This window comes from Castellaniella sp. (assembly GCF_034674885.1).
In the GTDB taxonomy this organism is placed as follows: Bacteria; Pseudomonadota; Gammaproteobacteria; order Burkholderiales; family Burkholderiaceae_B; genus Castellaniella.
On the sequence record NZ_JAUCDS010000025.1, the window covers coordinates 20346 to 42631 of the forward strand.

General features: G+C 65.4%; 29 protein-coding genes. 1 reads left to right on the top strand and 28 read right to left on the bottom strand.

Annotated elements, in window-relative coordinates:
* Positions 1-13 precede the first annotated feature (13 nt).
* The 19 genes from VDP74_RS12505 to VDP74_RS12595 all read right to left on the bottom strand — a co-directional run bounded on the left by VDP74_RS12505 (position 14) and on the right by VDP74_RS12595 (position 15818).
* Positions 14-1108 (bottom strand): head maturation protease, ClpP-related, encoded by a 1095-nt coding sequence (locus tag VDP74_RS12505; RefSeq protein ID WP_322999969.1) that lies wholly within the window; start codon positions 1106-1108, stop codon positions 14-16.
* Positions 1109-1159: 51 nt separating this feature from the next.
* Complete coding sequence (locus tag VDP74_RS12510) at positions 1160-2632, bottom strand: phage portal protein (RefSeq protein ID WP_322999970.1); 1473 nt, start codon at positions 2630-2632, stop codon at positions 1160-1162.
* On the bottom strand, positions 2629-2859 hold the full coding sequence (locus VDP74_RS12515) for a hypothetical protein (protein ID WP_322999971.1): 231 nt from the start codon (positions 2857-2859) through the stop codon (positions 2629-2631). The genes VDP74_RS12510 and VDP74_RS12515 overlap by 4 nt, the downstream gene beginning before the upstream one ends.
* Positions 2860-2965: 106 nt before the next feature.
* A complete protein-coding gene (locus VDP74_RS12520) occupies positions 2966-3658 on the bottom strand; it encodes a hypothetical protein (RefSeq protein ID WP_322999972.1) in 693 nt (230 codons plus the stop codon).
* Between the two features lie 79 nt (positions 3659-3737).
* Positions 3738-3980, bottom strand: a complete 243-nt coding sequence (locus VDP74_RS12525; protein WP_322999973.1) for a DUF3077 domain-containing protein — start codon at positions 3978-3980, stop codon at positions 3738-3740.
* A 60-nt stretch (positions 3981-4040) separates the two neighbouring features.
* Positions 4041-4424 (bottom strand): hypothetical protein, encoded by a 384-nt coding sequence (locus tag VDP74_RS12530; RefSeq protein ID WP_322999974.1) that lies wholly within the window; start codon positions 4422-4424, stop codon positions 4041-4043.
* Entirely contained in the window at positions 4421-4747 is a 327-nt protein-coding gene (locus tag VDP74_RS12535) for a hypothetical protein (protein ID WP_322999975.1), read from the bottom strand. The genes VDP74_RS12530 and VDP74_RS12535 overlap by 4 nt, the downstream gene beginning before the upstream one ends.
* Complete coding sequence (locus VDP74_RS12540) at positions 4744-5274, bottom strand: hypothetical protein (RefSeq protein WP_322999976.1); 531 nt, start codon at positions 5272-5274, stop codon at positions 4744-4746. Before VDP74_RS12540 ends, VDP74_RS12535 begins: the two co-directional genes overlap by 4 nt.
* A 21-nt stretch (positions 5275-5295) precedes the next feature.
* Positions 5296-7434 (bottom strand): phage terminase large subunit family protein, encoded by a 2139-nt coding sequence (locus VDP74_RS12545; RefSeq protein ID WP_322999977.1) that lies wholly within the window; start codon positions 7432-7434, stop codon positions 5296-5298.
* 11 nt (positions 7435-7445) lie between these two features.
* Positions 7446-8873: a site-specific DNA-methyltransferase gene (locus tag VDP74_RS12550; RefSeq protein WP_322999978.1), complete on the bottom strand. Its 1428-nt coding sequence runs from the start codon at positions 8871-8873 to the stop codon at positions 7446-7448.
* A complete protein-coding gene (locus VDP74_RS12555) occupies positions 8863-9219 on the bottom strand; it encodes a hypothetical protein (RefSeq protein WP_322999979.1) in 357 nt (118 codons plus the stop codon). The genes VDP74_RS12550 and VDP74_RS12555 overlap by 11 nt, the downstream gene beginning before the upstream one ends.
* Positions 9216-9497 carry a hypothetical protein gene (locus VDP74_RS12560; RefSeq protein WP_322999980.1) on the bottom strand — a complete coding sequence of 94 codons (282 nt, stop codon included), beginning with the start codon at positions 9495-9497 and terminating at the stop codon, positions 9216-9218. Before VDP74_RS12560 ends, VDP74_RS12555 begins: the two co-directional genes overlap by 4 nt.
* Before the next feature lie 3 nt (positions 9498-9500).
* Positions 9501-10409 carry a Bro-N domain-containing protein gene (locus VDP74_RS12565; protein WP_322999981.1) on the bottom strand — a complete coding sequence of 303 codons (909 nt, stop codon included), beginning with the start codon at positions 10407-10409 and terminating at the stop codon, positions 9501-9503.
* Positions 10406-10699: a DUF3077 domain-containing protein gene (locus VDP74_RS12570; protein ID WP_322999982.1), complete on the bottom strand. Its 294-nt coding sequence runs from the start codon at positions 10697-10699 to the stop codon at positions 10406-10408. Before VDP74_RS12570 ends, VDP74_RS12565 begins: the two co-directional genes overlap by 4 nt.
* Before the next feature lie 289 nt (positions 10700-10988).
* Positions 10989-11621, bottom strand: a complete 633-nt coding sequence (locus tag VDP74_RS12575; protein WP_322999983.1) for a hypothetical protein — start codon at positions 11619-11621, stop codon at positions 10989-10991.
* A 265-nt stretch (positions 11622-11886) separates the two neighbouring features.
* The gene (locus tag VDP74_RS12580) at positions 11887-14358 is read right to left on the bottom strand and encodes a DUF5906 domain-containing protein (RefSeq protein ID WP_322999984.1); all 2472 of its coding nucleotides are present in this window, start codon (positions 14356-14358) and stop codon (positions 11887-11889) included.
* 247 nt (positions 14359-14605) lie between these two features.
* Entirely contained in the window at positions 14606-14797 is a 192-nt protein-coding gene (locus VDP74_RS12585) for a conjugal transfer protein TraR (protein ID WP_322999985.1), read from the bottom strand.
* Between the two features lie 154 nt (positions 14798-14951).
* Positions 14952-15521 (bottom strand): hypothetical protein, encoded by a 570-nt coding sequence (locus tag VDP74_RS12590; protein WP_322999986.1) that lies wholly within the window; start codon positions 15519-15521, stop codon positions 14952-14954.
* A 72-nt stretch (positions 15522-15593) separates the two neighbouring features.
* Positions 15594-15818 carry a hypothetical protein gene (locus VDP74_RS12595; protein WP_322999987.1) on the bottom strand — a complete coding sequence of 75 codons (225 nt, stop codon included), beginning with the start codon at positions 15816-15818 and terminating at the stop codon, positions 15594-15596.
* A 94-nt stretch (positions 15819-15912) separates the two neighbouring features.
* On the opposite strand from VDP74_RS12595, the gene VDP74_RS12600 reads away from it, so the two are divergent.
* The gene (locus VDP74_RS12600) at positions 15913-16296 is read left to right on the top strand and encodes a hypothetical protein (protein WP_322999988.1); all 384 of its coding nucleotides are present in this window, start codon (positions 15913-15915) and stop codon (positions 16294-16296) included.
* 3 nt (positions 16297-16299) lie between these two features.
* On the opposite strand, the gene VDP74_RS12605 is transcribed toward VDP74_RS12600, so the two are convergent.
* The 9 genes from VDP74_RS12605 to VDP74_RS12645 form a co-directional block, all read right to left on the bottom strand.
* Positions 16300-17406, bottom strand: coding sequence for a hypothetical protein (locus tag VDP74_RS12605; RefSeq protein WP_322999989.1), 1107 nt, complete (start codon positions 17404-17406; stop codon positions 16300-16302).
* Positions 17403-17636, bottom strand: a complete 234-nt coding sequence (locus tag VDP74_RS12610) for a DUF4224 domain-containing protein (RefSeq protein ID WP_322999990.1) — start codon at positions 17634-17636, stop codon at positions 17403-17405. Before VDP74_RS12610 ends, VDP74_RS12605 begins: the two co-directional genes overlap by 4 nt.
* A complete protein-coding gene (locus VDP74_RS12615) occupies positions 17629-17892 on the bottom strand; it encodes a hypothetical protein (protein ID WP_322999991.1) in 264 nt (87 codons plus the stop codon). The genes VDP74_RS12610 and VDP74_RS12615 overlap by 8 nt, the downstream gene beginning before the upstream one ends.
* A 41-nt stretch (positions 17893-17933) precedes the next feature.
* Entirely contained in the window at positions 17934-19823 is a 1890-nt protein-coding gene (locus tag VDP74_RS12620) for a DNA cytosine methyltransferase (RefSeq protein ID WP_322999992.1), read from the bottom strand.
* Positions 19820-20158: a hypothetical protein gene (locus VDP74_RS12625; RefSeq protein WP_322999993.1), complete on the bottom strand. Its 339-nt coding sequence runs from the start codon at positions 20156-20158 to the stop codon at positions 19820-19822. Before VDP74_RS12625 ends, VDP74_RS12620 begins: the two co-directional genes overlap by 4 nt.
* A gap of 71 nt (positions 20159-20229) precedes the next feature.
* Entirely contained in the window at positions 20230-20502 is a 273-nt protein-coding gene (locus VDP74_RS12630; RefSeq protein WP_322999994.1) for a hypothetical protein, read from the bottom strand.
* Positions 20499-20720 carry a hypothetical protein gene (locus VDP74_RS12635; RefSeq protein WP_322999995.1) on the bottom strand — a complete coding sequence of 74 codons (222 nt, stop codon included), beginning with the start codon at positions 20718-20720 and terminating at the stop codon, positions 20499-20501. Before VDP74_RS12635 ends, VDP74_RS12630 begins: the two co-directional genes overlap by 4 nt.
* 109 nt (positions 20721-20829) lie before the next feature.
* Complete coding sequence (locus tag VDP74_RS12640; RefSeq protein ID WP_322999996.1) at positions 20830-20964, bottom strand: hypothetical protein; 135 nt, start codon at positions 20962-20964, stop codon at positions 20830-20832.
* A 69-nt stretch (positions 20965-21033) separates the two neighbouring features.
* Positions 21034-22011 carry a hypothetical protein gene (locus VDP74_RS12645; protein WP_322999997.1) on the bottom strand — a complete coding sequence of 326 codons (978 nt, stop codon included), beginning with the start codon at positions 22009-22011 and terminating at the stop codon, positions 21034-21036.
* Positions 22012-22286: the final 275 nt, after the last annotated feature.

The following is a 22286-nucleotide window of genomic DNA, read 5'->3' on the forward strand; positions in this document are numbered from 1 at the left end:
TTTGCTCCTTGGGTCAAGCGGCTGTGTGGGCCGCCTGGCGGGCGGCGTAGATGTTGCGGAAATCGAGCTTTTTGGCGACAGGCTTGTCACCTTGAGGGTCTGCTGGCGTGTCCGAGGGGGCATGCGGGCTGATGGCCGGCACGTTATCGGCGCGGGCGGCGGTCAGGCGTGCGCGGGCAGTCTCGACCGAGACCCCTGCCAGCACCAGCAGTTCGGCGTCTTCCGGGCGGCCCGCCGCCTTCGCCAGGGCAAGTATTTCCCTGGCTTCAGTCAGGCGAGCGGTGACGTCATCGGGACGAGCGGACGCGCGGATCAGCGGCGCGGCGAGAGCGGCGAAGCCGCCATCGACGCATGCGGTGGCCACCTCGGCTGGGGGCATCGGATCGATGGTGGGCGCAGGTTCGGGCGCGGGTGGCGGTTCAGGCGTAGGGGTGGGTTCCGGGTCGGAGGGCGTCGGATTCGGGGCGGAATCAGCGGCCAGAGCCTTCGGCGCGTTGCGGAACGTGGCGCTGGCTTGCTCGGACAGATGGGCCTGGGCGGGCAGCGCATCCAGCACGACGTCAGCAAAGCCGGCGGCGACCGCTTCCTCGCCGTTGAGCCATGTCTCGGCGGCCATGATGGCCTCGACTTCGGCCAAGTCCTTGCCCGAGCGTTCCGAGTAGATCGCCGCGTAGCTGTTGTTCAGCTTCTCCATCAGGTCGGCGCTCGCGCGCAACTCGCTGAAGTCGCCGACGGCCACGGTAAACGGGCTGTGGATCATGAGGTACGCATTGGCGGGCATCTCGATGCGACCGGCCGCCATGATGACAGCGCTGGCCGCTGACGCGGCCAGGCCTTCCACGCGGGCCGTGATCCGGTCGCGGGCACGGGCCATGACGTGGTAGATCGCCAGGGACTCCAGAACCTCGCCGCCGTCCGAGTGGACGGAAAGCAGAATTTGAGCATCGGCGGGGATGGCGTTGAACTCGGCGATGAACTCGCTGGCCGTGACGCCCCAGAAGCCGATGTCGCCGTGTATCGAAATTTCATACTTCGCGGCGGCCTGACCCTCGGCGACCGGCTTGCCATTGGCTGCCAGCGCCTTGATCTCATACCATTTCTTCTTCATAACCTGGGTTCCTTTGCTGTCCGATGGGAAGCTGCGGTCATAGTGCGCCGGTCACTCTTTCGGTTCCTGCGGCGCGGTTTCTTGCGGCGGGACGGCCGATGTCGCTGCCGGAGACGGCGGCAGGCCGAGCGCCTGCTCGCGTGCGAGGTCGGCGGCGATCTCGCGGTCAATCAGTTCGGCGTCGTAGCCACGCTCGAGCAGCGCCTCGCTGCGGCTCTTCAGCTTGTTGTTGATCGCCAGGACGTCCGCCTGGATGTCCTGCACCGGCTGGATGTACGCCCAGCCGTGCGGCGTCCAGCGCGTCAGTTTCAGATCGCGCTGGTTCGTGGGCAGCTCGCCCGCCAGCACAGCCGCATCCACCCAGGCGCGGCGGATCGGCTCGCAGAATTTCGGCACCAGGACATTGCGGATCAGGGCCATCGCGCGGCGCTTGTATTCGTTGATTGCGACGCGCACCACTCGATCATTGATGTCGCTGTAATCGCCCGTCAGGAACGGATACGGCAGGCCCAGCGCGGCGGACACGATATGCAGTTGGGCTCGGGTGAACTCCCGATAACCGGATGGCGCGCCGGGCGGTTCGGAGAACGTGACATCCTCACCATCATTCAGTTCCTGCAGCAGACCCGGCTCGAACTCCAGTGCCGGCTGTTCAGATGGCTCCGCCGGCAGCGGCTGATTATCGGGGCCGAGAGGTTGAGACAGCGGATCGGGCGCCGGTCGGGTGATGAACCCGACGAAAAGATTAGCGATTTTCTGGCGGATGAGCTGCGCATCATCGAACTCGTCCAGGTCCTTCAGGCGCACCAGCACTGGCGCAAGCACTGGAACACCGCGCAATTGTCCCGGGCGCGTGGCCTCGAAAAGATGCAGAACTCGGTGCGCCTCGACGCGCACTGGATCGTTATTCGTCAGGTTGAGGTCGCCCGGGTGGTTCGGGTGCAGCCAGTACGCTACACGCCGGCCGCGTTTGTCCAGTTCGATCCCGTCGATAATGCGGTGGCCGTTCGACAAGGTCTCGTTCTTGAACGGCAAATGGTCGGACTCGATGAGCCGGATTTTCAGCGGAATGCCGGTGGCGTCGTCCGGCTCCAGCAAGGCCAACACCTCGCCCGATTCGAACATGGCGTGCAGCGCCAGAGTCTGCAGGCCGTAGAAATCTGTCTGCCCGTCGGCGTCGCACTCCAGAGACCAGGCCTCCCAGGAATCGATCAGGCGCATCCGCACGTCCTCGGATTTCGCCATCGGCTTCGGCGAAACGCCAGTGCCGATAAAGTCCGAGGTCATGCGATCGATCGCGGCGCGAGCGATGGCGTTGTTGCGGTAGGCGTCCCGCGCGCGGGCGCGCAGCAGCGCGAGGCGCATGTGCTCACGGCGGGGGGAACTGTCCCACGGCAACCAGGCGCGCAGGCGGCGGCCTGTGCCGGCGGCTTCGTGTGTGCTCGCCAGGGGCTTGCTGGTGCGCCCGAAAATGAAATTGAGCAGGCCCAGCGGCTTGCGGGTAGCGGTTCTGGCGGGTCTCATAGACCCTTCCCGACCTGGGCGCAGGCCCAGGTGCGGCCGGACAGCGGAACGCGCTGCGGGCCAAGCTGGCGGGCAATCTCTCCGCGCAGGGTGCGTAGCTCGTTGGCGGTGACTTCCTGGTACTTGACCAGGCGATCAGTGAAACGGATTTCGGTGACACGCTCGCCGGCGAGCAGCGCGACGATGGCGCTATCGATGGCGGCGAGGTCTTGCGGTGTGTAGGCCATGCTGGGCAGCGTCCTGATATGGATGCTGCCCAGTCTGAATGCTACGGTGGAAGGCTTCCTGCGGCGCGGTTATTGCCGTGGCGAAGGGGGTGGCAGGCTCTGGCGCCTACTCCAGCAGCTTAAGGCAGAAATCCCGCGCGAAGCGCAGATTGTCCTCATCGCCGCAATACTCGATAGCCGCGTGGCGGCCCAGGCGCTGGAATGAAGCCTTTTCCGCCAAGCCGCCAACAGCGGCGGCAGACAGGTTATCCCAATTCGCTCCTTTGATCTCGTCCCAGTTCCACTGGAGGATCATGCCCCTGGAAAACCCATCTTTACCCAGCTTGTCCGTCGTCGGCATCCAGACGTCGAACACCACCTGCTTGTAAGCATGATCAGGCGCTGTCTTACTAAGGGTCTGCATCGTGCTCTTGGCCGCAGAGAAAGACTGCCGCATCCAGCTCGACTCCGTCAAAACGGCCTTCGGCTGATACTTGACGACTAGACGCTGATCGTCCCACTCTTCCTCCGTCGAGACAAAGTCCTTATCAATTTTCTGTATATTCCAGAGGCGCAATATCGTCGCTTTCTGCTCTTGTGTCGCGCCTTCTGGATAGGTCGGACCGGGGGCGGGCGAGTTGGATACAGCAAAAAAAGTAAAAGCAAAAAGTGATGCGACAAGCCCAAACCCATAAACCTGGGTCACCTTCTTGCGTGTGCTGTTAGCGCCAAGAAAAACCTTTGTGGGCTTGATTGCGCCAAAAATCCACAAGACCAAACAGATAAAAGCCAGTATGAAAAATAAAAGTGCCATGCCCATCGTTGATTCCCTTTTCTGACCATCAGTCGGTGGCAGTTACAAAAACTCACCGACCGATGATAGCATCAGATGCCAGCGGTCAATCGGCACCGCCGGCGGCATTGATGACCGCCGTCGCCGCCTCGACGAGCAGGATCGCGGCGGCGCGCGCCGCCGCGCTGTCGACCTCTTCCGCTACCAGCAGCAAGTCGTGCGTGGTTGCCAGGAAGTCGGCGGCGCAGTGCAGGGCCTCGTCCCGAGGGACGCCCGGCCGCACGGCCAGCAGATGATCAGAAAGGCCGCAGCCGTGGAAAGAAACTTCACGAGTATTTGAAACATTCATTATCTATATCCTTGTATATGTTACCTACAAGGAAGCCTGCCGCATTTCCCGGGATCTTGCTCAAGAGTCCCCAGTGACGCGCAGGGTGGTCGGCTGGTATGTCACGACGAAATGAGGGATCAAATCCACCGCGCTGCGCGGGCTTGGTTCATACCACGCGCTGCCGCCGACAGTCGGGCTGGCACACAATGCCGCGTGGTGGGCCAGGATCTCGGCGCCCAGCGAACGCAGCGTGGATGGCCGCGAGTCCGGGCACGGCAGGCAATAGATGACAAGGCGCCAAGCGCCGCGCGTGCGACGCAGCGGCTGCACCTTGGCACGCATCTTCACCTTGCGGCGGACGGGCGTGGCGGGCACGGCGGCCAGGTAGCGGAGCCCTTCTGTGGGGTGCAGTTCGCAGGCGAAGAAAGCGTGCCCCTTCGGCACAGGCGGAAAGGCGCTCATGACGATGTCCCTCGGTTGGCTTTCAGAACTTGCCCGATCAACTCATGGTAACGCGCATAGGCGAAACGGCGCATGTGGGCCTTGAAGGCATCGCACTCGTCCCAGGCCTGCCCCTGGAACTCGCCCGTGCCGCTGCGCATGGCGTCGAACTCGATGTAGGCGCGGTCGATCAGGCCCTCGATGTCGTGACGCTGCAGCTTCTGCAGCACCGCCGACTCGACATCGCGCGCGAACGCCTCATAGGTAGAGAGACGCATGGCTGCGGTCTCGATGATGGTCTGCACCTCGTGCGTGGACAGTACGTCTTCCGTCGTGGGGGTCATTGCGATTCTCCTGTTTTTTGGGCGTTCTGCTGGTTGGATTCCCTGATGCGAGTGCTCTTCTTGGCCGCCTGACCGCCCCGACCGCCGCGCACCTGCGGGCGCTCCAGCTCGAACAGCGGCGACGCGATGCGGCCGGTCTTTTCCTGGGCGACCGCCTCGGCAGCGAACCGGCCGATTTCACCCATGTCCTCGACTTCGCGGCGGGTCATCACCATGACCTTCGCAATGTCATCCCAGTCCAGGCCACGCGCGCGCAGGTTGTGCACCTGCCGGGCCTTGCGGATTTCCTCGAACCAGGTCAGGCGCGGCACGAAGATCTGGGCGCCGGGCCAGACCGCGCTCAACCGGCAGGCGGCGTCCTCGCCGATCACCTTGGCAATGACGCTGCGCTCGGGCCGGGTGTCCGGCACGACGATGTTGCTGCCGCCCCACCAGGCGGCCAGCAGGATGGTGGCTCGCAGACCGATCTCGGCGGCGATGTCGTCCAGGACGGTGTTTCTCTGGCTGGCGGCGATCTTGTTGTTCATGGCTATGTCCTTCTGGTCTGATTATCGTGACAGGGCGCGGCTGACGGCGCGCCGGCGGCGGGCAGGCGCTGGTGCGGCCTGCGGGTGGGGGTCTGGTGGCGGAGGTGGCGGCTGGTCCAGGTTCACGCGCGACAGCCGCATCGCGGCGGTGGCGTACACAAGGCAGTCCAGGGCTTCATTACGGGCGCGGGTCTGTACCCATTCTGAAAACGGGCGGGTTCCGCGCACCTTCGTGACGAGCTTCTCCGCGCCGAGCTGCGCGAAGTACTCATCGTCGAACGCTGCCTCGCGCGGGAAATGGATGTAGCCGGGGCCGACCTTTTCCATCTTGAGGCGGGCGTAGATTAGGGCCTTGCCCTGGTCGACGCCGATGGGCTCGACGGCGTGCTGATGCTTGACGCGGCGGCGCAGGCGCGCGATGCGTCGCTTTTCATCCTCGACCAGCGGACGGGCCGTGCCTGCCAGGCCCTTGCCGGGCACGGCCCAGCGCCGGGTGGCGCAGAACTGGTACACCATGCTGGTGTTGTAGCCAGAGTCCACCACGGCCTGGCGCACCTTGTGCTCGACCAGGGAATCGCCCAGGGCGGCCCACACTTCCGGCTGCGCCGTGTCGCCCGGCAGGATCACATGATCGATCAGCCAGGCTTCCTCTTGCTCACCCCAGCCGACATAGCTGACTTCGAGGCGGTTTTTCTGGACGTCGACGCCGGCGGTGATCAGGCGGTACGGCAGCGCCAGCGGGTCGTAATTCTCCAGGCGGGAGATCAGCGAGATGTCCTCGATGCTGTCGCCCTGTTCGGTCCATGCTTCGCCCAGATAGGTGTTGACGAACGCCTTCATTTCCGAAGTGTCGCCCTGGCAGTCCAGCCATTTCTGGGCGATGTCGCGCCAGGACAGGCCCAGGCCCACCGGCGCGTACAGGGCGTTGATGTGATAGCCGCGATGGCGCTTGATGCTGGGCCGCCCGGCAATCCATTTGCCGTGGGCCAGCATGGCGGTCTTGCTGGCCTCGGGGATCTCGGCATGGCAGCTCTTGCAGACGTACCAGGCCGACAGCACACGGGGGCGCAGCACTTCACCAGTCTCTTCATCGACGGGCGGCGCTGTACGCCATTTCAGCCCGTGGTCGGCCACACCACTGCGGTCGAATTCCAGATGCTGGAAGGTGCCGCAGGACGGGCAGGGTACATGGTAGCGGCGCTGGTCGCTGCGCGAATACTGCAGGCTGATGCGGCAGCGGCCCGCGATGGTCGGGGTGCTGATGAAGTACGACTTCCGGCGGCTGTAGGTGCGCTGCCGGTTCTCGATCAGCGTCATCGGGTCCCCCTCGCCGCCGACGTCCCATGGGAACGCGCTGACTTCGTCGGTGATGACGTAGGGTAGGTGATCGGACCGCAGGGAATCGGGGCTGTTCGCGCCGCTGCGGATGATGCGGGCGTGCGCACCGTATTCGACGACGTCGGCGCGGTTGGCCTTGTCGCGGCTCGAGCGCGACACCAGGCCCGCCAGAACCTCGGTTTCCTCGATCATCTTGGACATGCGGGGGTTGAAGGATCGGTCGCGCAACTCCAGGGTCGGCATGACGATCAGCATGTCTTTGTTCTGCAGGTGGTGCATCACATAGCCCACCCAGTTCATCATGACCTCGGAGCCGCCCACGCCGGACGATTTCTTGAACGTCACGGACTGCACGGGGCTGTGCTCCGAGAGCGCGTCCATGATCTCGCGCAGGTACGGCGTCAGCGCGGTGTTCCAGCGCCCGGGCGCGTTCGTGCCGGAGCGCAGCCAGCGGTGGCGGTCCGCCCACTGGCTGACGGTCAGCAGGTCGCGCGGCTGCGCTCCGCGTTTGAACTGGTCGCCGGCAGGTGGCAGGGCCGTGCAGGCCTGGCTGACGTCGGCGCCGATGCCCGTGAGCGCGGTGTGGATGGCGTCCGACAGCAGGTAATGGACGCGGGTTTCGTCGGTCTCGCCGTCGATAGCCATGGCGAGCACACGCGGCAGGCCTCGCATGGCGGCATCCAGGGCGGTGCGCATGGCGGTGGCGGCGGCCACCACGTCCTTGTGGCTCGTCGTATCGGCCAGCGCCGCGTCATAGGTCGCCTTGGCGTCCAGGGCGCGCAGCTTTTCGCGTTCGGTCTGCAGGTCGGATAAGGTCGCCATCTATCCCGCCCTCACACTGCCGCCGAAGGTGGAACGGTGGTGGAACGCGCTGGAACATTCCGGCCGAGGCGTTCCACAGCGGCGTCCGCACCGCGACGTTCCGCCACCTCGTCGAAAGAGGCCCCATCCCCCTCCAGGTGCGCCCCCCCCCCGCTATAGTCCTGCCAACGGCGCACGATCACGTCGACGTACCCGCCATCAAGCTCCATCAGCCGGGCTGACTGGCCCAGGCGATCCGCTGCCATCAGCGTGCTGCCGGACCCGCCGAAGCCGTCGATGGCGATGTCGCCGGCCCGCGACGATGCGCGCAGGTTGCGCTCGATCAGGCTGACTGGCTTCATGGTCGGGTGTTCCCCGTTGCGCGCCGGTTTGTCGTGGTAGATGACCGATCCCAGGTGTTGCTCGAGGGTGGCGCTGGCGTCGACGATCAGCAGGTCATCGCCCGCCTGGACGGCCCAGCGACCATCGTCCAGGCGGCGGACTGCGCCGCCTTCGCCGTGCTCGATGATCGTGGTGAGCTTGCGTCCGCCATACCAGCGGTGCGCGGCGCCGGGCTTCCAGCCGTACAGAATGGGCTCATGCATCCACTGGTAATCGGAGCGGCCCAGCACCATGGTGTTCTTGCGCCAGACCAGGCATCCGGATAGCTTGAAGCCTGCCTCGATGAAGGCGCTGCGGAAATTCAGGCCCTCCGTATCGGCGTGGTAGACATAGATCGGGGCGCCCGGCTTCATGACGTCGAACACGGCCCGGTAGAACTCGAGCAGGAACTGGCGGAAGTCGCCCGCCGACATGGAGTCGTTCTGGATCGTCAGGCGATCCTTGGTCTTGCCCTCGTAGGCCACGTTGTACGGCGGGTCGGTGACGCAAATGTCGGCGCGGTCATCGCGCATGAGCCTGGCCCAGGCCGCCGGGTCGGTGCTCGAACCGCACATGACGCGGTGGCGCCCCAGCACCCAGACGTCGCCCGGGCGGCTCACCGGCACATCGGGCACGGGCGGCACGGCGTTGGGATCGGTGGCGCCCGTGGGCGCGGCGTCCAGTTCGGCCAGCAGCACCTTGATCTCATCGTCGGCGAAGCCGGTCAGGCCCAGGTCGTAGTCCATGTCCGCCAGATCCCGCAACTCGGCGGCGAGCATCGTCTCGTCCCAGCCGGCGTTCAGGGCCAGCTTGTTGTCGGCGATCACATAGGCGCGCTTCTGGGCTTCAGTCAGATGGCCCAGGCGCAGGCACGGAACTTCTTTCATGCCCAAGCGGGTCGCGGCCAGGATGCGGCCATGGCCCGCGATGACGCCGCCGTCGGCGTCGATCAGGATCGGATTCGTGAAGCCGAACTCCCGGATCGACGCCATGATCTGCGACACCTGGGCGTCGCTGTGCGTGCGGCTGTTGCGGGCATACGGGACAAGCCGGTCGAGCGGCAGGCTTTCAATCTGCATGCGCGCTGTCTCCGATGGGTGTGGCGGAAAGCATGGTGGCGGCCAGGTCGTCGAGCGTCTGCATATCATCTGCCGTCCAGCCCTCGTCGCCGCAGAAGCGGCCAAGGGCATCGTCAATGCGATTCAGCAGCTCGACGGGGACCATTTGCGTGGCGCCACGAACATGGTCTGCCCGCGAGCTGGTGTGGGTGGAAATGCCCAGGCGCCGCTCCAGAATCGGACGCACGGCGGCATCCACGGCGGCGCGCAGCTCTTCGTCGAGGTCGATGGCGCCGTAGCTGCCTTCGAGGGTGTGGGCGCTGGACAACTGCTTTGCCAGGGCATATGTGAGTTCGTCGTGGTTCATTTCTGGTCTCCATCGAGATCCCGAACGGGGGTCGCGTAGTAGTGCGGCATGACGTGGCCCATGACCGTGTGCGGCACGGGCGCCTGGCCGGGAAAGGCCACCGCCACGACCAGGCTGGACTCACCGGAGGCGACGGGATATTCCACCGCTCGCTGCTCGCGGCGGGACACGCACTGGCACGCGGCGTCCTCATGGTCGACCGCCTCGAACTGGACGGCGTCGTCTCGGGTCTCCCCGTATTCGGGGATCCAGCATTCATAGGTGCGGATGGTGATCATGGGTCAGGCCTTCTGGGATTGCGCCGCGTCGAGCGCGGCCTGGAAGTTGAAATAGCCTTCGGTGAGCCATTCCGCGCGGGTCTGGCTCATGGGCTGCACAGCGGTGGCCGGGATGACCATCTTGCGAGACATCCATTCGGCGCCCGCGCGGGCGCGGTAGGTTGTCTGCGGGCGGCCCGCCACCCAGCCGGGCTGGCGCCCAACGAAGCCGACAAACTGCGTGACGCCCTGGGGCTGGCCCAGGCGACCTTCACGGCGCCACCACAGCGTGTACGCGGTGTGCAACTGCCGCCCAGTGCAGGGCACGAAGGGCAGCGGCTCGGCGTCGTCGGCCAGCGCCACGGCGCCGTGCTGCCACGCCAGCAGGAACTCGGCCTCGGGCCTGGGCGCGGCCAGCGCCTCGGGCGCCGGGGCCTCGATGCCCAGCAACTGCATGGCGTCCACGCCCGTGAGGCTGGCGACCGTGCGGTTCGCTGCGACGATGGCGGCTTCACGCGGCAGGCCCAGGGCGCGGCCCGCGCGCACGGCGGGCGGGATCAGCCAGAACGCGGTGTTCACGCCGCGCATGTCGGCGGCGGCAGGCTGGGCGAAGTAGCTGCCGGTGCGCCGGATGGTGGGCAGGACTTCCTCGAACACCCAACGCTCGAAGCGTTCAGCGGCGGGCAGGCGACTGCTCACCACCAGGCGGTACAGATCCGGCTCGGAGATCAGGCGGACGTCCTGGATGCCGCCGGCGGTCGGAAGGGGGCGGCGTTTCACCGCCCCCTTGCAATGCTGCTGCAGCGCATCGCTCGGGCGTTCATAGCCCAGGGCCTCGGCCACGTCGCGGCCCACGAACCAGGCGCTGCCATCCTCATCGGCGAAGGCGCGGACGGGATGCTGATCGAAATCGAAGGGGATCAGGCTGTTCATGGCTGGCCCCCGTTGATGGCGTCCACCAGGGCTGCGGCGGTTTCCAGCAGGAACAGGCCGGCGGCGTATTGATCGTCGTCGCCCAGCTCGCTGGAATTGACCAGCAGGCCGTGTGCCGTGTGCAGCATGCTGGCCGCCTGGGACAGCGCTGTATCGGCGCGAACGCCGGGGCGCACCGCGAACAGGGGCTGGCCGCTGGCGTCCGCCAGGCAGAATGGGGTGTCTTGGGTGGTGGTGGCCGATATATGGCCGATGGCGGGCGCGGGCGCGCTCATAGGCTTACCAGTCATGGCATGACTCCTTCGGTACGGTTACGAACCGCCGCCCCGCTTCCAAACGGGGTGGGCGGACACATGCAGGTTGGAAGACCGGACCGAAGGAACCGGCAGGGCCGAAGCCCTCCTGCATGGCCCGCCCATAGGGGTGCCATGCTGCGCGCAGAGGATGAAAAAGCCGCGTGAACGGTTTCCAGGCGGCTGCGCGCCTTCGGATTCCGGGCTTCCAAACCCGTGCGCTGGCTGTCTACCAGCGCACGGCCATTATAGGCCCGGAGGGTGGAAATCAGAAGTCCGCGCGGCGTCACAATTTTTTCTCCGACTGGCGCAGGCGCCGTAGGGCGCGCACGAATTCAGTGTGCATGGCGCGGGCCAGCGCGTGGCACTCGGCCACCAGCAGCGCCCGGCGCTCCGGCGTCTGGGCGGCGGCCAGGCGCGGTGCGGTCTGGTCGACCATGCGCTCGACCGACGCCCGCAGGGCCAGGCCCAGGCCGTAGGCCTCGCGGCGCACGGACGGCAGCGGATAGCGCATGTGCCGGCGCAGGGCCATCTCCAGCTTGATCGTCTCGTTCTCGAAACGCAGCGTCAGGGCCTTGTAATGGGTGCGGTCGGCGCTGCCGGCGTCGGTCGTTGCGCCGGGTTGCGCCTGGGGTTGCTCATGCAACCCGCCATGCAACGGGCCAGAATCGCCCGCCGTGGCGTTTTCTTCGGCGCGGTAGGGGGTGGATGCATCCGGGATGGCCTGACCGCGCTGGGCGGCGTGGCGTTCAGCGACGTCGGCGCGTCCGCCGGCGGTGGCGTGCCAGCGCGAGAGGCTGGCCTCGATGTTTACCTCGCCGCCTTCCATGACCAGGCGACCGGCCTGGGCGGCGCGGGTGATCGTGGATTTATTGACGCCGAGGCGGCGGGCAAAGGCGGCTTTCGATTCCAGGGTCATGACAGAACCTCGCCGAAATCGACGGCCTCAAACCTTATTACCCCACTTATTACCGACCTTATTACTCCTAAAATCTTTTCAAGCGAGACTAATACTATTGTTACGCCTATTACGGGGTTTCGCGCCTCATGCGGGGCGATCATGTACGCGCCGCATTCTTTTTCCACGTTACGCGTGCGCGCAAACGGGGTCATAGGCGTACTAATAGTCATATCCCCGCCTGCCGCGATTTTGATGGGGTAATAACGGGTAACAAGGCGTACTATCACAGGCCGCCTCCCATCGCGTTGCTGAACGCGAAAAAACATTCAGTCAGCCAGCGCCCGCGTGTCTTCGCCCCATCGCCGTCACCGATGGTCTTCGCGCCGGCGGCCTGCGCGTCGGCGACGGCCGCCGGGCTGGGGATGACCATCTTGCGGCTCTTGTAGGCCGTGCTGTTCAGGTTCTCCAGCGTGGACACGGGCTTTCCGGCCTGCCAGTCGGGCAGGCGGCCCACGTATCCGATGAACTGCGTTTCGTCGCGCGGGCGCACCACGCCCGTCAGGCCGCACCATTTCTTGTAGGCGGTATACAGGTGCCGGCCCAGGCATGGGCAGAACGGCATCGGACCCTTGCTCTCGTCGATCTCGAGCTGCCCGGCCTGCCACTCGCGCACGAACACGGCCTCCGACGGCAGCGACAAGTCGATCAGCTTCTGCTTCGACTCGGTCATGGGCGGGCGCTTCTTCGGGTGGAAATCGTCCAGATCCAGGGCCATCAGGTAGTGATAGAACGCCTCGACGCCGCCGCGCTCGAGTTCAATCTGGACGGCGTCATAGACCGACTCAGCCAGGGCCGGCGGCGTGTAGACCACCAGGTGCCGTCGGTCATCGTTGTCGATGGGCAGCGGCTGGCCCTCGTTCGACAGGTACACGATGTTGACGTGGTTGCGCTGACGGTAGGCCGCCACGTTTTTCGGGTTGACGCGGATCCACTCGCCGGTGACAAGCTCCTTCAACTCGTTCTTGATGTGCCACATTTCGGCGCGGGTGACGACTTCCTCGGCCAGCAGGAACAGCTTGCTGTCCACCCAATCGGCGTTGAACCGATCCTCCAGCCCGCGCTGGTTCAGCACCGTGGCATAGTCGCCGTAGATCTTCGCCAGGGTCTGGAACACAGTGGATTTGCCGGTGCCTTGGGGGCCGTGCATGATGATCGCGCTGCCCATCTTGGCGCCCGGGTTCTGCAGCGGGTATGCCATCCAGCGCAGCATCCACTCGTACACGTCGTCGGCATTGCTCTCGCCGCTGCACAGATAGCGCAGCAGGTCGAGCAGCTCGCGGCATGAGCCGTCGCGCGGCTCCATCGGCCAGCCGCGCCAGGTGTTGAGCGCAACATCCTTGTCTGTGCCGGCCGGATCGAACCCGATCTGATCGATGAAGTAGGCGCCGCGCTCGACCCACAGCGGGTGGCGCTTGATGTCGTCGGCGCGCACGCCGGCGGGCAGCAGCGCGATCATCTGCGCCTTGCGCGCGATGCGGTTGGTCCAGAGGTCGAACACGGTGTCGCCCGTGCCGTCGTCAACCGGCACGAAACGCTCGACCAGGTCATCGAGCTGCATGACGGCTTCGGCGCGGCGCTTGCCTCTTTCCCCTTCCCCCTGGTTGGGTTCCAGGCTGGCCGAGGCCACCAGCCGAAGGCCGGGGCGCGCGGCGGCGGCCAGATCATGCCCGGCGGCAGTGAGGGCCATCTCGATCTGGGCGCGGACCAGGGCCTGGCCGCCGTGCGGGAAGTGCTGCAGGTCATTGAAGTCGGTCAGCTTCTTGCCTTCGCGGTCGCCGGGAAATTCCGGCTTGACCCACGACCCGCGCACGGCGGTCGCCGCGTTCTGCGCGGCCTCGACGCCAGGGTTCCAGGCGTTGCCGGACCCGTCCTTCGTCAGGTAGTCGTCATCGGCGCACACCAGGATATGCGTCCGAGGGTACGACTTGTGCAGCGCCAGCGCGACCGGCATCAGGTTGTTGGCGTCGAACGCCACGACCGTGCATAAGCCCGTCGCCTCGAACAGCGACGCGGCGGTGGCGTAGCCCTCGGCCAGCAGGACCACGGCGCCAGGCGCGCCCAGCATGTGGTAGTGGCCGGCCTTGAGAATGCCTGCCGGCCAGTACTGTTTCTCCAGCTTGCCGCCGCGATTGCGCCCGCGCACGATCTGCAGGCCCCAGACCTTGCCGGTGTCGTCGCAGATCGGGATGGCGATGGTGCCGTTACCCGAGGGTGAGTAGCGCACGCCGTGACCGCCGACGCCCTTGCGGGCGAGGTAATCCGAGGGTGTGGCGCTGACGGGCTGATACTTGGCCCAGCCTGCGGCAGCGGCCTGGGCGGCGCGCTCCTGTTCGGCGGCGCGTATGGCCTTGGCGCGGCGCACGTTCTCGGCGTGCCGGGCCTTCATGGCGGCGGCCTGCTGGGCGCTCAAGGCAGCGCCGTTACGCGACAGCCGGATCTTCTGCTTGCCCGATTCCTTGCCGCGATATATCCCGTAACTGCCGACGATGTAGCAGCCCTTCGTGGGCTTGCCTTCGTCGTCATACTCGTCGAGCAGGATCTCGTTCAGCCAGTACCACCCGCGCTTTTCAAGATCGCCGTTCAGTTCGCGGCAGCGGATCGGCTTGGGCGTGTCGACGTCGAACTTTCGCATATCCACATCCAGGCCTGCGGCCCGAAGCTGCGAAAGCACGTCGTCGTAGTTCTTCCAGCTCATACGGCGCCCCCCAGGGGGTTGCCTATGTTGCAGAGCCGCACCCTAGCGGTTTTTCGCGGGTGCGCGCCCCCGCAAGACCAGGAATCCGCCAGGGTCCCCGCCTTGGTTGCTGAAAAACAACAGCCCAGGTCGGAGCGCAACCCCAGCCGCAACGCAACCACGCGGCCTGCTGCCCTTCCTGGGGGAACGGGGATCACGCCCGAACGTGCGAGCGTGAAAAAAAGCAGGCGGGAATCCGGCTGCCGCATCATGGGCGCGCCCTACCGTCGCGGCAGAAGCCGCACAGGCCGCCGACCAAGCGGACGAAGTACTCACCACAGCGGTCGCATTCGCCCGGTTCACCCTTCGGCATTGCAGCAGCGGCGCGGCGGGTGGCGGCCAGCGCGGCATCGCGGGCCTGCTGTTCACGCTCGCTGGCGCGGTCGAATTCGTCTGCCATCAGATGTCCCCCGGGCCAACAGCGAGGCGGCCGCACGGCATGCGGTACGGATCCTGGCTGGGCTTGTGCTGTGCTGGTTTGGGTGCAGCCTTGATGGGCTGCTGCATACTGCCCTGACCAGAGGTCGGGCGGCGGGTGGTCGGTGCTGGGGTCTTCATGCTTCCTGGCCCTCGGCGATCTTGGCATCGATGCGGGCCAAGGCCCGCTGCGCCACTTCGACGGCTTCGGCCATCTGCTGCCTGGTGTTGAGCAGTTCCGGGCGGTCATACCCATCCAGCAGGCCGGTGAATGCGGCGCTGGCCTCGCCTTGCTCTCGGACCAGATCGGCGACCTCGGCGGGAGAGATCGGCGCGCCAGGTGCCGCACCGCCCAGCGCGCGCGCCGCGAACCCGAGCGGCAGCAGGATGCGGTCCAGGATCCGGCGACGAACTTCGTCGGGCAGGCCGGCCAGCAGCGACACCAGGAAGTTGGCCGGCAGCAGGTTGTTGTCCTTGGTGCTGTCGTCCAGCCAGCGAAAGACGCGGTCGGCGTTGACCTTTGTGCGCTCAAAGGTGTCGAGCGTCTTGGGCTCGAACCGGATTCCGGTCGACGCATCAGCGCCCAGGGCCTCATGGGCCTCGACGATAGACCTGGTCACGGTCTCGCGGGACAGCCGATGGATTCGGCGATGGTCGTCGATCTCCTCGCGGAGGATGCCGATCAGGGTCTGCGACAGGCTACGCATGACTGGCCCCCTCTTGACTTGCACAATGGGGCCACACCAAAGAAAGGGAGGCGGGATATGAGGCGATCATCATCACTTCCCCGACGGCTGCGAGTCGCTCGCGCTGCTGCGATCAGAGGGCGACTGGAACACATCCGGACGCAGCAAGCGCAGGTACATCTCGCGCGCTTGCGGGATGCCTTTTTTCTTCCACCGCGAAACAGATGCGGCGGAGATTTTGCAGAGTCGGGCGACGGCTACGGTGCCATCGAGGCGTTCTATGACGGCGGCGTCGGGGTGTTCAGCGATGCGTTTCACGGCTGGCTCCAAATCCTTAGCAGTGCATATTTAGCCACAACTAACGATAAAAAACAAGCCATGCCTATCAATAAAACATTTAGGATTAGCTAATATGTCTACGCTCACAGAACGATTTGCCGAACTCTTTGCGGACCGGCCGGAAGCCCGGCCCGTCGATCTCGCGCGTGTCTGTGGCGTGAAACCGCCGTCGGTGAGCGGCTGGCTGACCGGAAAAACCAGACAGATGGAGGCGTCGAACGCCATCCGGGCCGCCGCGTTTTTCGGTGTCCACACGTGGTGGCTGGCGACCGGCGAGGGGCCGAAATACCTGAAGGATGGTGAGGTGGATGGCCACCAGCCGCACATCCAGGAGCGTGCGCAGGGATGGCCTTTCTCTGCCCCCTACGAGGCATACTGCAAGCTGTCGACGGCCGAGAAAAAAGCCCTCGACAAGGTGGTCTCGGGCTTCATTGTCGGCATGGGCCACGGCGCGTAGCCATTACTCTGCAGGCTTGGCCCGGCGCACACGGCGGCGGTCGTAAGTCTTGCGGATCATCCTCTCCGAGGTGTGCAGTGTGGCCTCCATGACGTCCGCGTCGCCCCGCGCCAGCTTGTCTGACACGCCCTTCGGGCGGCAGTCCTGAAGGCTGAATGGCTCGAACTGGATCCCTTCTTTCGTGGCCACCTCGACGCACCGGCCCATGAGGCGCGCCAGCGTGGCCTTCCATCCACCCTTCGTATACCGCTCGCCGCTTAGGTTTCCGAACACATACCACTCGCCCGCGAGGTCGTAGCGCTTGATCTCCAGTGCATCGTCAATCGTGGCGCGCAACTCGGGGCTCCATTCGATGATGCCCACCCTGGGCACCGCTCCGCGTCGGCGCTTCGCTGCCACCCATTCAATGCCGGCATCCGTGATCTGTGGCCGGGTGAGCGCGCGCACCTCGACTGATCGCTTCAGGCACAGCCAGGCTGTCTTCAGGGCCAGGGCGACGATCAACTGCGGGCCGCCCATTTCACGGCCCACCCGTTCGGCCAGGGCGATTTCCTCGCTGGTCACCAGGCGGTCGTACTCGGCAGTCTTGTTTTTCTTGACGCCGTCGAACGGATTGGCCGTGATCAGGCCCAGTCGCACCCCGTACTCCAGGATGACCCTCATGAGGGACACCTCCTTGTTCCCCTTGGCGGCGCGGCTGGCCTTGACGCATGCATCCAGGTAGGCATAGGCGTCCGTCTTCGTCAGATCGCGCACGGCCATGTGTCCGAACGCTTTGCGCAGCTTGACGATCTCGTTCTTGTTCTCTGCGAGGGTGGAATCGGCGCGGCGCAGCGGGCTGGCAACGGGTAGGGCCTCCTGCCAGTCCAGCCATGCCGTGATCAGCGCATCGACGGAGTCGTCGGCGGGACGGCCCAGGCCGATCTCGCCGGCGCGGCGGATCGCCTCCGCGCGGGTCTCCGCCACTTTGGCACGGTCGGCTACGGGACACTTCAAGCGGAACGCCCAGCGGCCGTTCGGTAGCTTGTAGCCGATGGAATAGGTGAGCTTGCCCTTGCGCTCGTAGACGCGATACGGCAGGCCGTCCTGGCGGGCGCGCTGGCGGCTCATCGGGCTGCGAGAAAGTCAAGGCGCGGGCCGTTGCGGCGCGGCGCGGTGGACTTGCCAGACATGCGGGCCTCGAAGTGCTGCCGCGATACCCTGGGGATCTCGCCGCGCCTGGCTGGAGGCTCATACACCCAATGCCGCTGGTCCAGCCATGCGGCCATGCGGGCAGGTTGTTTCGTGCCCGTCAACTCTTCGAGCTGGGTGCGGGTCAGCAAAATTCCGGTTTCAGGCATGGCGCGTGACCCCCTGGGTGGTAGCCGACACTTCGCTGGCCGCAGACTCCAATGTGTTGATGCTCTCGACGAGGCGATCCGCCAGGTCGCGGCGGATGGGCATGTCACCGTGCTCTGCGATCAGGTCGTCCAGTGTGGCGACCATGCGGGTGGCGGCGCGCGCCAGGCGGTCGGCGCTGCCGATCATGCGCGACATTTCCGGAATGAGGGTCTGGCGCGGCGCGCGGCCTGTATCAATGAGGTCTTCGAGCGACATGGTGATTTCTCCTGCAATAAAACGGATCGCGGTAGCGGGCGTCAAGCAACGCGGTCCATGAAAAGGGATTCGTGGCGAAAATTAGCGCGCACCAGGGCTTCGGCCTGGGCCGGCGAGACACTATTTCCGCACATGCGGACCTGGGCCGTGATCGTCAGCGGAATGCGGGGAATCAGGCGCGGGTCGCCTGGCACCTGGATGCCGTCCTTGAACAGCAGCTTTGGGTCAGGGATTTCGTGGATGATGTAGTCGTCGGGAAACGACTGGGCGCGGTACAGTTCGCGCGCCTTGAGCATTCGCAGCGTGATGTCGGCCAGCGTCCACCATGTGCTGCCGTAGTTCATCAGCACCAGCTCGGCCGGCGCCGGGAACAGGTCTGGCAGATACTCGTGCAGCAGGGCTGCGCACGCTCGAGCCTTTGCGCGAAGCGCGGGAGAAAGCGAGTCGGCGGGAACCTGAACCGATTCCACCAGGCCCATGCGAGCCTTGGTTGTCACCGTGGGCATTGGCTTGGCGCAGCCCGAATCCTGGCCGCCCTCGCTGTAATACTGGACGAGGTAGGCCGTCACCAGGGCCTGCTTAACGCCGCCGGCGACGACAGTGCCCAGCGGCGCCGCGATGTCATGCACGCGCGGCTGCTGGCCCTCTCGTTCGCCGTAGCCGACGGTGATAAGGTGGGTACAGATAAGGGACGACTTCCCGCCGCCGCCGGCTGTCACGGTTCCCAATGGGACATCGGCTGCATGTCCGACGCTTTGGCTCATGTCTCGCTGAATATGGGCCGCCACTATCTCGGCGCCAACAAGCGCGTGATGTGTCCCGCCAGCGGATACGGTGGAAAGCGGCTTCTTGATGCTGTGGCCGCCCATGTGTCCGTGACTGGTGCCGCGCAGCGGGGCCAGGGTCGGTGCCACGACACTGAAGTGTCCGCCCTTCACCTGGGCGCAGAGGGTGCGCAGCGGTGCATCCGCCGGCATGGTGCGCTGGTTGCTGGCGTTCGCGTGTTCGGTCAGGAACGGCGTCATCACGGGCTGGCCCAGCATGTGATGGTTGCCGGTGGTGACGGTCGGCATGGGCTGGTCAATGGCGACGCCAGGGTGGCCGGTGGTGTTCGTCACGATGTAGGGTTTCGCGCTGCTCAAGACGTGGCGCCACAGGCCTTTGGCAACACGCCGCTGGGTGTTCGCCGCGAGCGGCTTGTGGCGGTCGAAGATGCTGACGGCCGGCAGGTCGAAATCGATGCACTCGGCCGCCGTCCTGTAGGGGGCCAGCATCCCGGCCAGCACCTCGCGCGAGGCCGGGTCGCCGTGCGTCGCCTCCGGCCAAACGACTGGTAGCCCGTCGCGGCGCGCGGCCAGGAACAGGCGCTTGCGGATTGTCGGTGCGCCGTTGTCGCACGCGCGCAGCTCACGCCAGTCCACCTTGTAGCCGTGCTGGCGCAACTGCCTGACGAAGCTCTCAAAGGTCTTTCCTTTGCGCTTCGGATCGGGGTAGAGACTACCATCGGCGCCGGCGATGACCGGCCCCCAGGTCTGGAATTCTTCGACGTTCTCAAGCATGAGCACGCGCGGCTTCGTGAGCGCCACCCAGCGCATTCCCACCCATGCCAGACCACGGATATGTTTGGAAACCGGCGTGCCGCCCTTGGCCTTGCTGAAGTGCTTGCAATCCGGCGACAGCCACACCAGGCCGACCGGGCGGTTCGCCGTCACCTCGATGGGGTCGATGTCCCAGACGCTCTCGCAGAGGTGTTTCGTGTAAGGGTGGTTGAGGGCGTGCATCGCCAGCGCCTCGGGATCATGGTTGATGGCGATGTCCACTGGCCGCCCGAAAGCGGCCTCCAGGCCGGTGGACGTGCCGCCGCCGCCCGCGAAATTGTCGATGATCAGCTCTCCCGGGAACGGCAGGGCCATCTGGCTGTGATTCGTCATGGTTCTGTTTTTTCGGTTGATGCGCGCAGCGAGCGCAGCCGCAGCATGGCGGCATGCAGGACGGAGACGTCCAGGCGGCCGAGCAGCGTGTCTATGGTTTCGACGCCCACGCGGATGGGCGCCATTTCGTGGTCGGCCGGCGGCGTGCCGGCGACGATCCTGTGCATCGCCTGATTCAAAGCGGTGGCGCCGCCTGTGATGAGGCGCGCCTCATGGCTGTGCTTCGCGTCATGCTCGAGGGCGAGCTGCAGCACGTTGAAAACCCCGGCGAGGTTGTCGAACGGGCCGGCGCCGGGAGCGTGCTCCAGGCTCCGCAGGGACGTGTAGAGCAGCATGGCGAATTCGTCTCGCAGAACGCGTGTGACGGGGATGCGCACCGCGCGAGGTGTCCGGCGTTTTGCTTTCATCATTCGTCCCTGTCGCCAGCCGCCGCGCGCTTCACGTCGACGCGAGGCGGTAGCGATTCATGGGGTCCGACGAGTCGCCGGGGGCCACGCGAGGGCTGCGGGTTGCTGCCATCGTGATCCCGCTCAACCAGCAGCGCCTCCGCCGTGATCTCCAGGCACCGGGCAAGGGCCGGGGAGCGCATGGCGTCGCCCAATGGGATGTCCAGGCCTGCGGCGGACAGGGCTTGCTCTAGCTGCGCGTCGGTGATGGGTTGGGCGGCGGCTTTCTTCATGCCGCCTCCGGCATGTTGCGGGCACGCATGACGCGCCTGGCGGCCATGTGGAACAGGCATGCACCCGAGAGCATGTCCGACGCCAGCGTCTGATCGCCGTCGGCCATGGTCAGAAAGAGGTCGGGCCGGCCGCCGTAGTTCGCCACGATCAGTTTTTCCAGCAGCGCATTGAATGCGATCAACTCATCGTCGCCGAGGAAAAGCTCGACATGGGCCATGCTGTGCGCCGGGCTCACAGCATTTCTCCCGCGATGCGCCAACTGGCCCGCCAGGACAGGCGCAGGGCGCGGTCGCGGCGAAGATTGAGCGTCACCCGGGCGCGGGTCATCAGGCTTCGCATGGCATAACCCTCGGCAGCATGATGATGATCGCCGCGAAAGCGTCGCGGGCGATTACGGCGACGTCCAAGCCTCTGGCGCGCACGCGGTACAGGCGGCCGGGGATGATGGGGGTGGCGGACATGGCGGCTCCTTTTCGTGAGCAGCCCGCTCGGCGGGCCGCTCGGTTGCATGACACCTGGGACGTGACCCGTTACACCTTTGCGAGGCGGCCGCCGAAGGCCGTGCCGGAGCCCGACGCGGCGTTGTCGACGTACAAGCAGAACAGCCCGCAGATCGCGCCGCTGTTCCAACCCCCGCCGTGGTAGGCGACCTCGCCATCCGACCAGGCCCAGACGTGATCGCCGAAACCGGAGTCGCCCTGGGCGTCGCGGGTTTTCTTGGGCAGGAACAGTGCGCCCAGGTCGAAGTCCGCGCCTGACTTGCGCTGCCGACGATGAAGCCAGCCGTTCTCGGGAGCATGGATGCCGGTGTCGATCAACTCCTGGCGGCCCGCTTTGTCCCAGATCCGCCACTCGCGGTCGCCGGTCGTTTGCAGGCCCTGCAGCATTTGCCACACATTGCCCCACAGGCCGACAATCCCGCGATATGCCGCCTGGGCGACCAACTCATCGTCGACCGGACGGACGCCGTCACCGTCGACGTAACCGGCTCCGACAATGGAGGCCAAGTCAGGTGTGCCATGTTCGACAAGGGCCAGGATCTGGACGGCGGCGAGCTGGTAGACGCTCCAGAGCATCCAGTCGTCGCCGCGTCGACTGGCGCGCTCCTTCATGGTCGGGAAGTCGATGTTCGCCAGGGGCTTCATGCCGGCGCGGGACCCCATCAGATCGCCATCGGGCGTCGCCTGATATTTCCCGATCCAGATCTGATCGATGGGCGCGCCGTGGTGCATGAATGCCGGATGGCGGTCGAATCCGTTGGCGGGGGTCGGACTGATCCACAGCGCCTTCTTGCCCTCCAGGGGGCCATCCGTGATGACGCCGTTGCGGTAGTAGAACGCGGGGATACGGACCATGGCCTGGCCGTTGATCTCTTCTTCGGCGATGCCCGAAAAAATCGGGTGTTCGTCAAAAAAGGACGTCGACGGGGACAGGACATTGCCGTCTTCGTCGACGCGTTTCCATTTCTTGTCGTAGTGCTTGCCGGTGGCGATGCCGATGATTGACATAGGTTCCTCTCGTGTTGGGCGGCCTGAAATTAGGCAACGCTTCGAGAGGATTGTTAGCCATGACTAATGATAAGTCAATAGCTCATGCTAATTAGCTGCTGCTAATTTACATCATTTTTTTGGAATTGAAACGTGGAAACCCGCATAAACTGGCGGCATAAATGCGTGGTTTTGGAATTGAAAACGCCTCGAAACCCGCGTATTTGCTAGGTTCATATATCGGCCTGTCACGCCGGGGGTCGCGGGTTCGAGCCCCGTCCGCTCCGCCAACGATT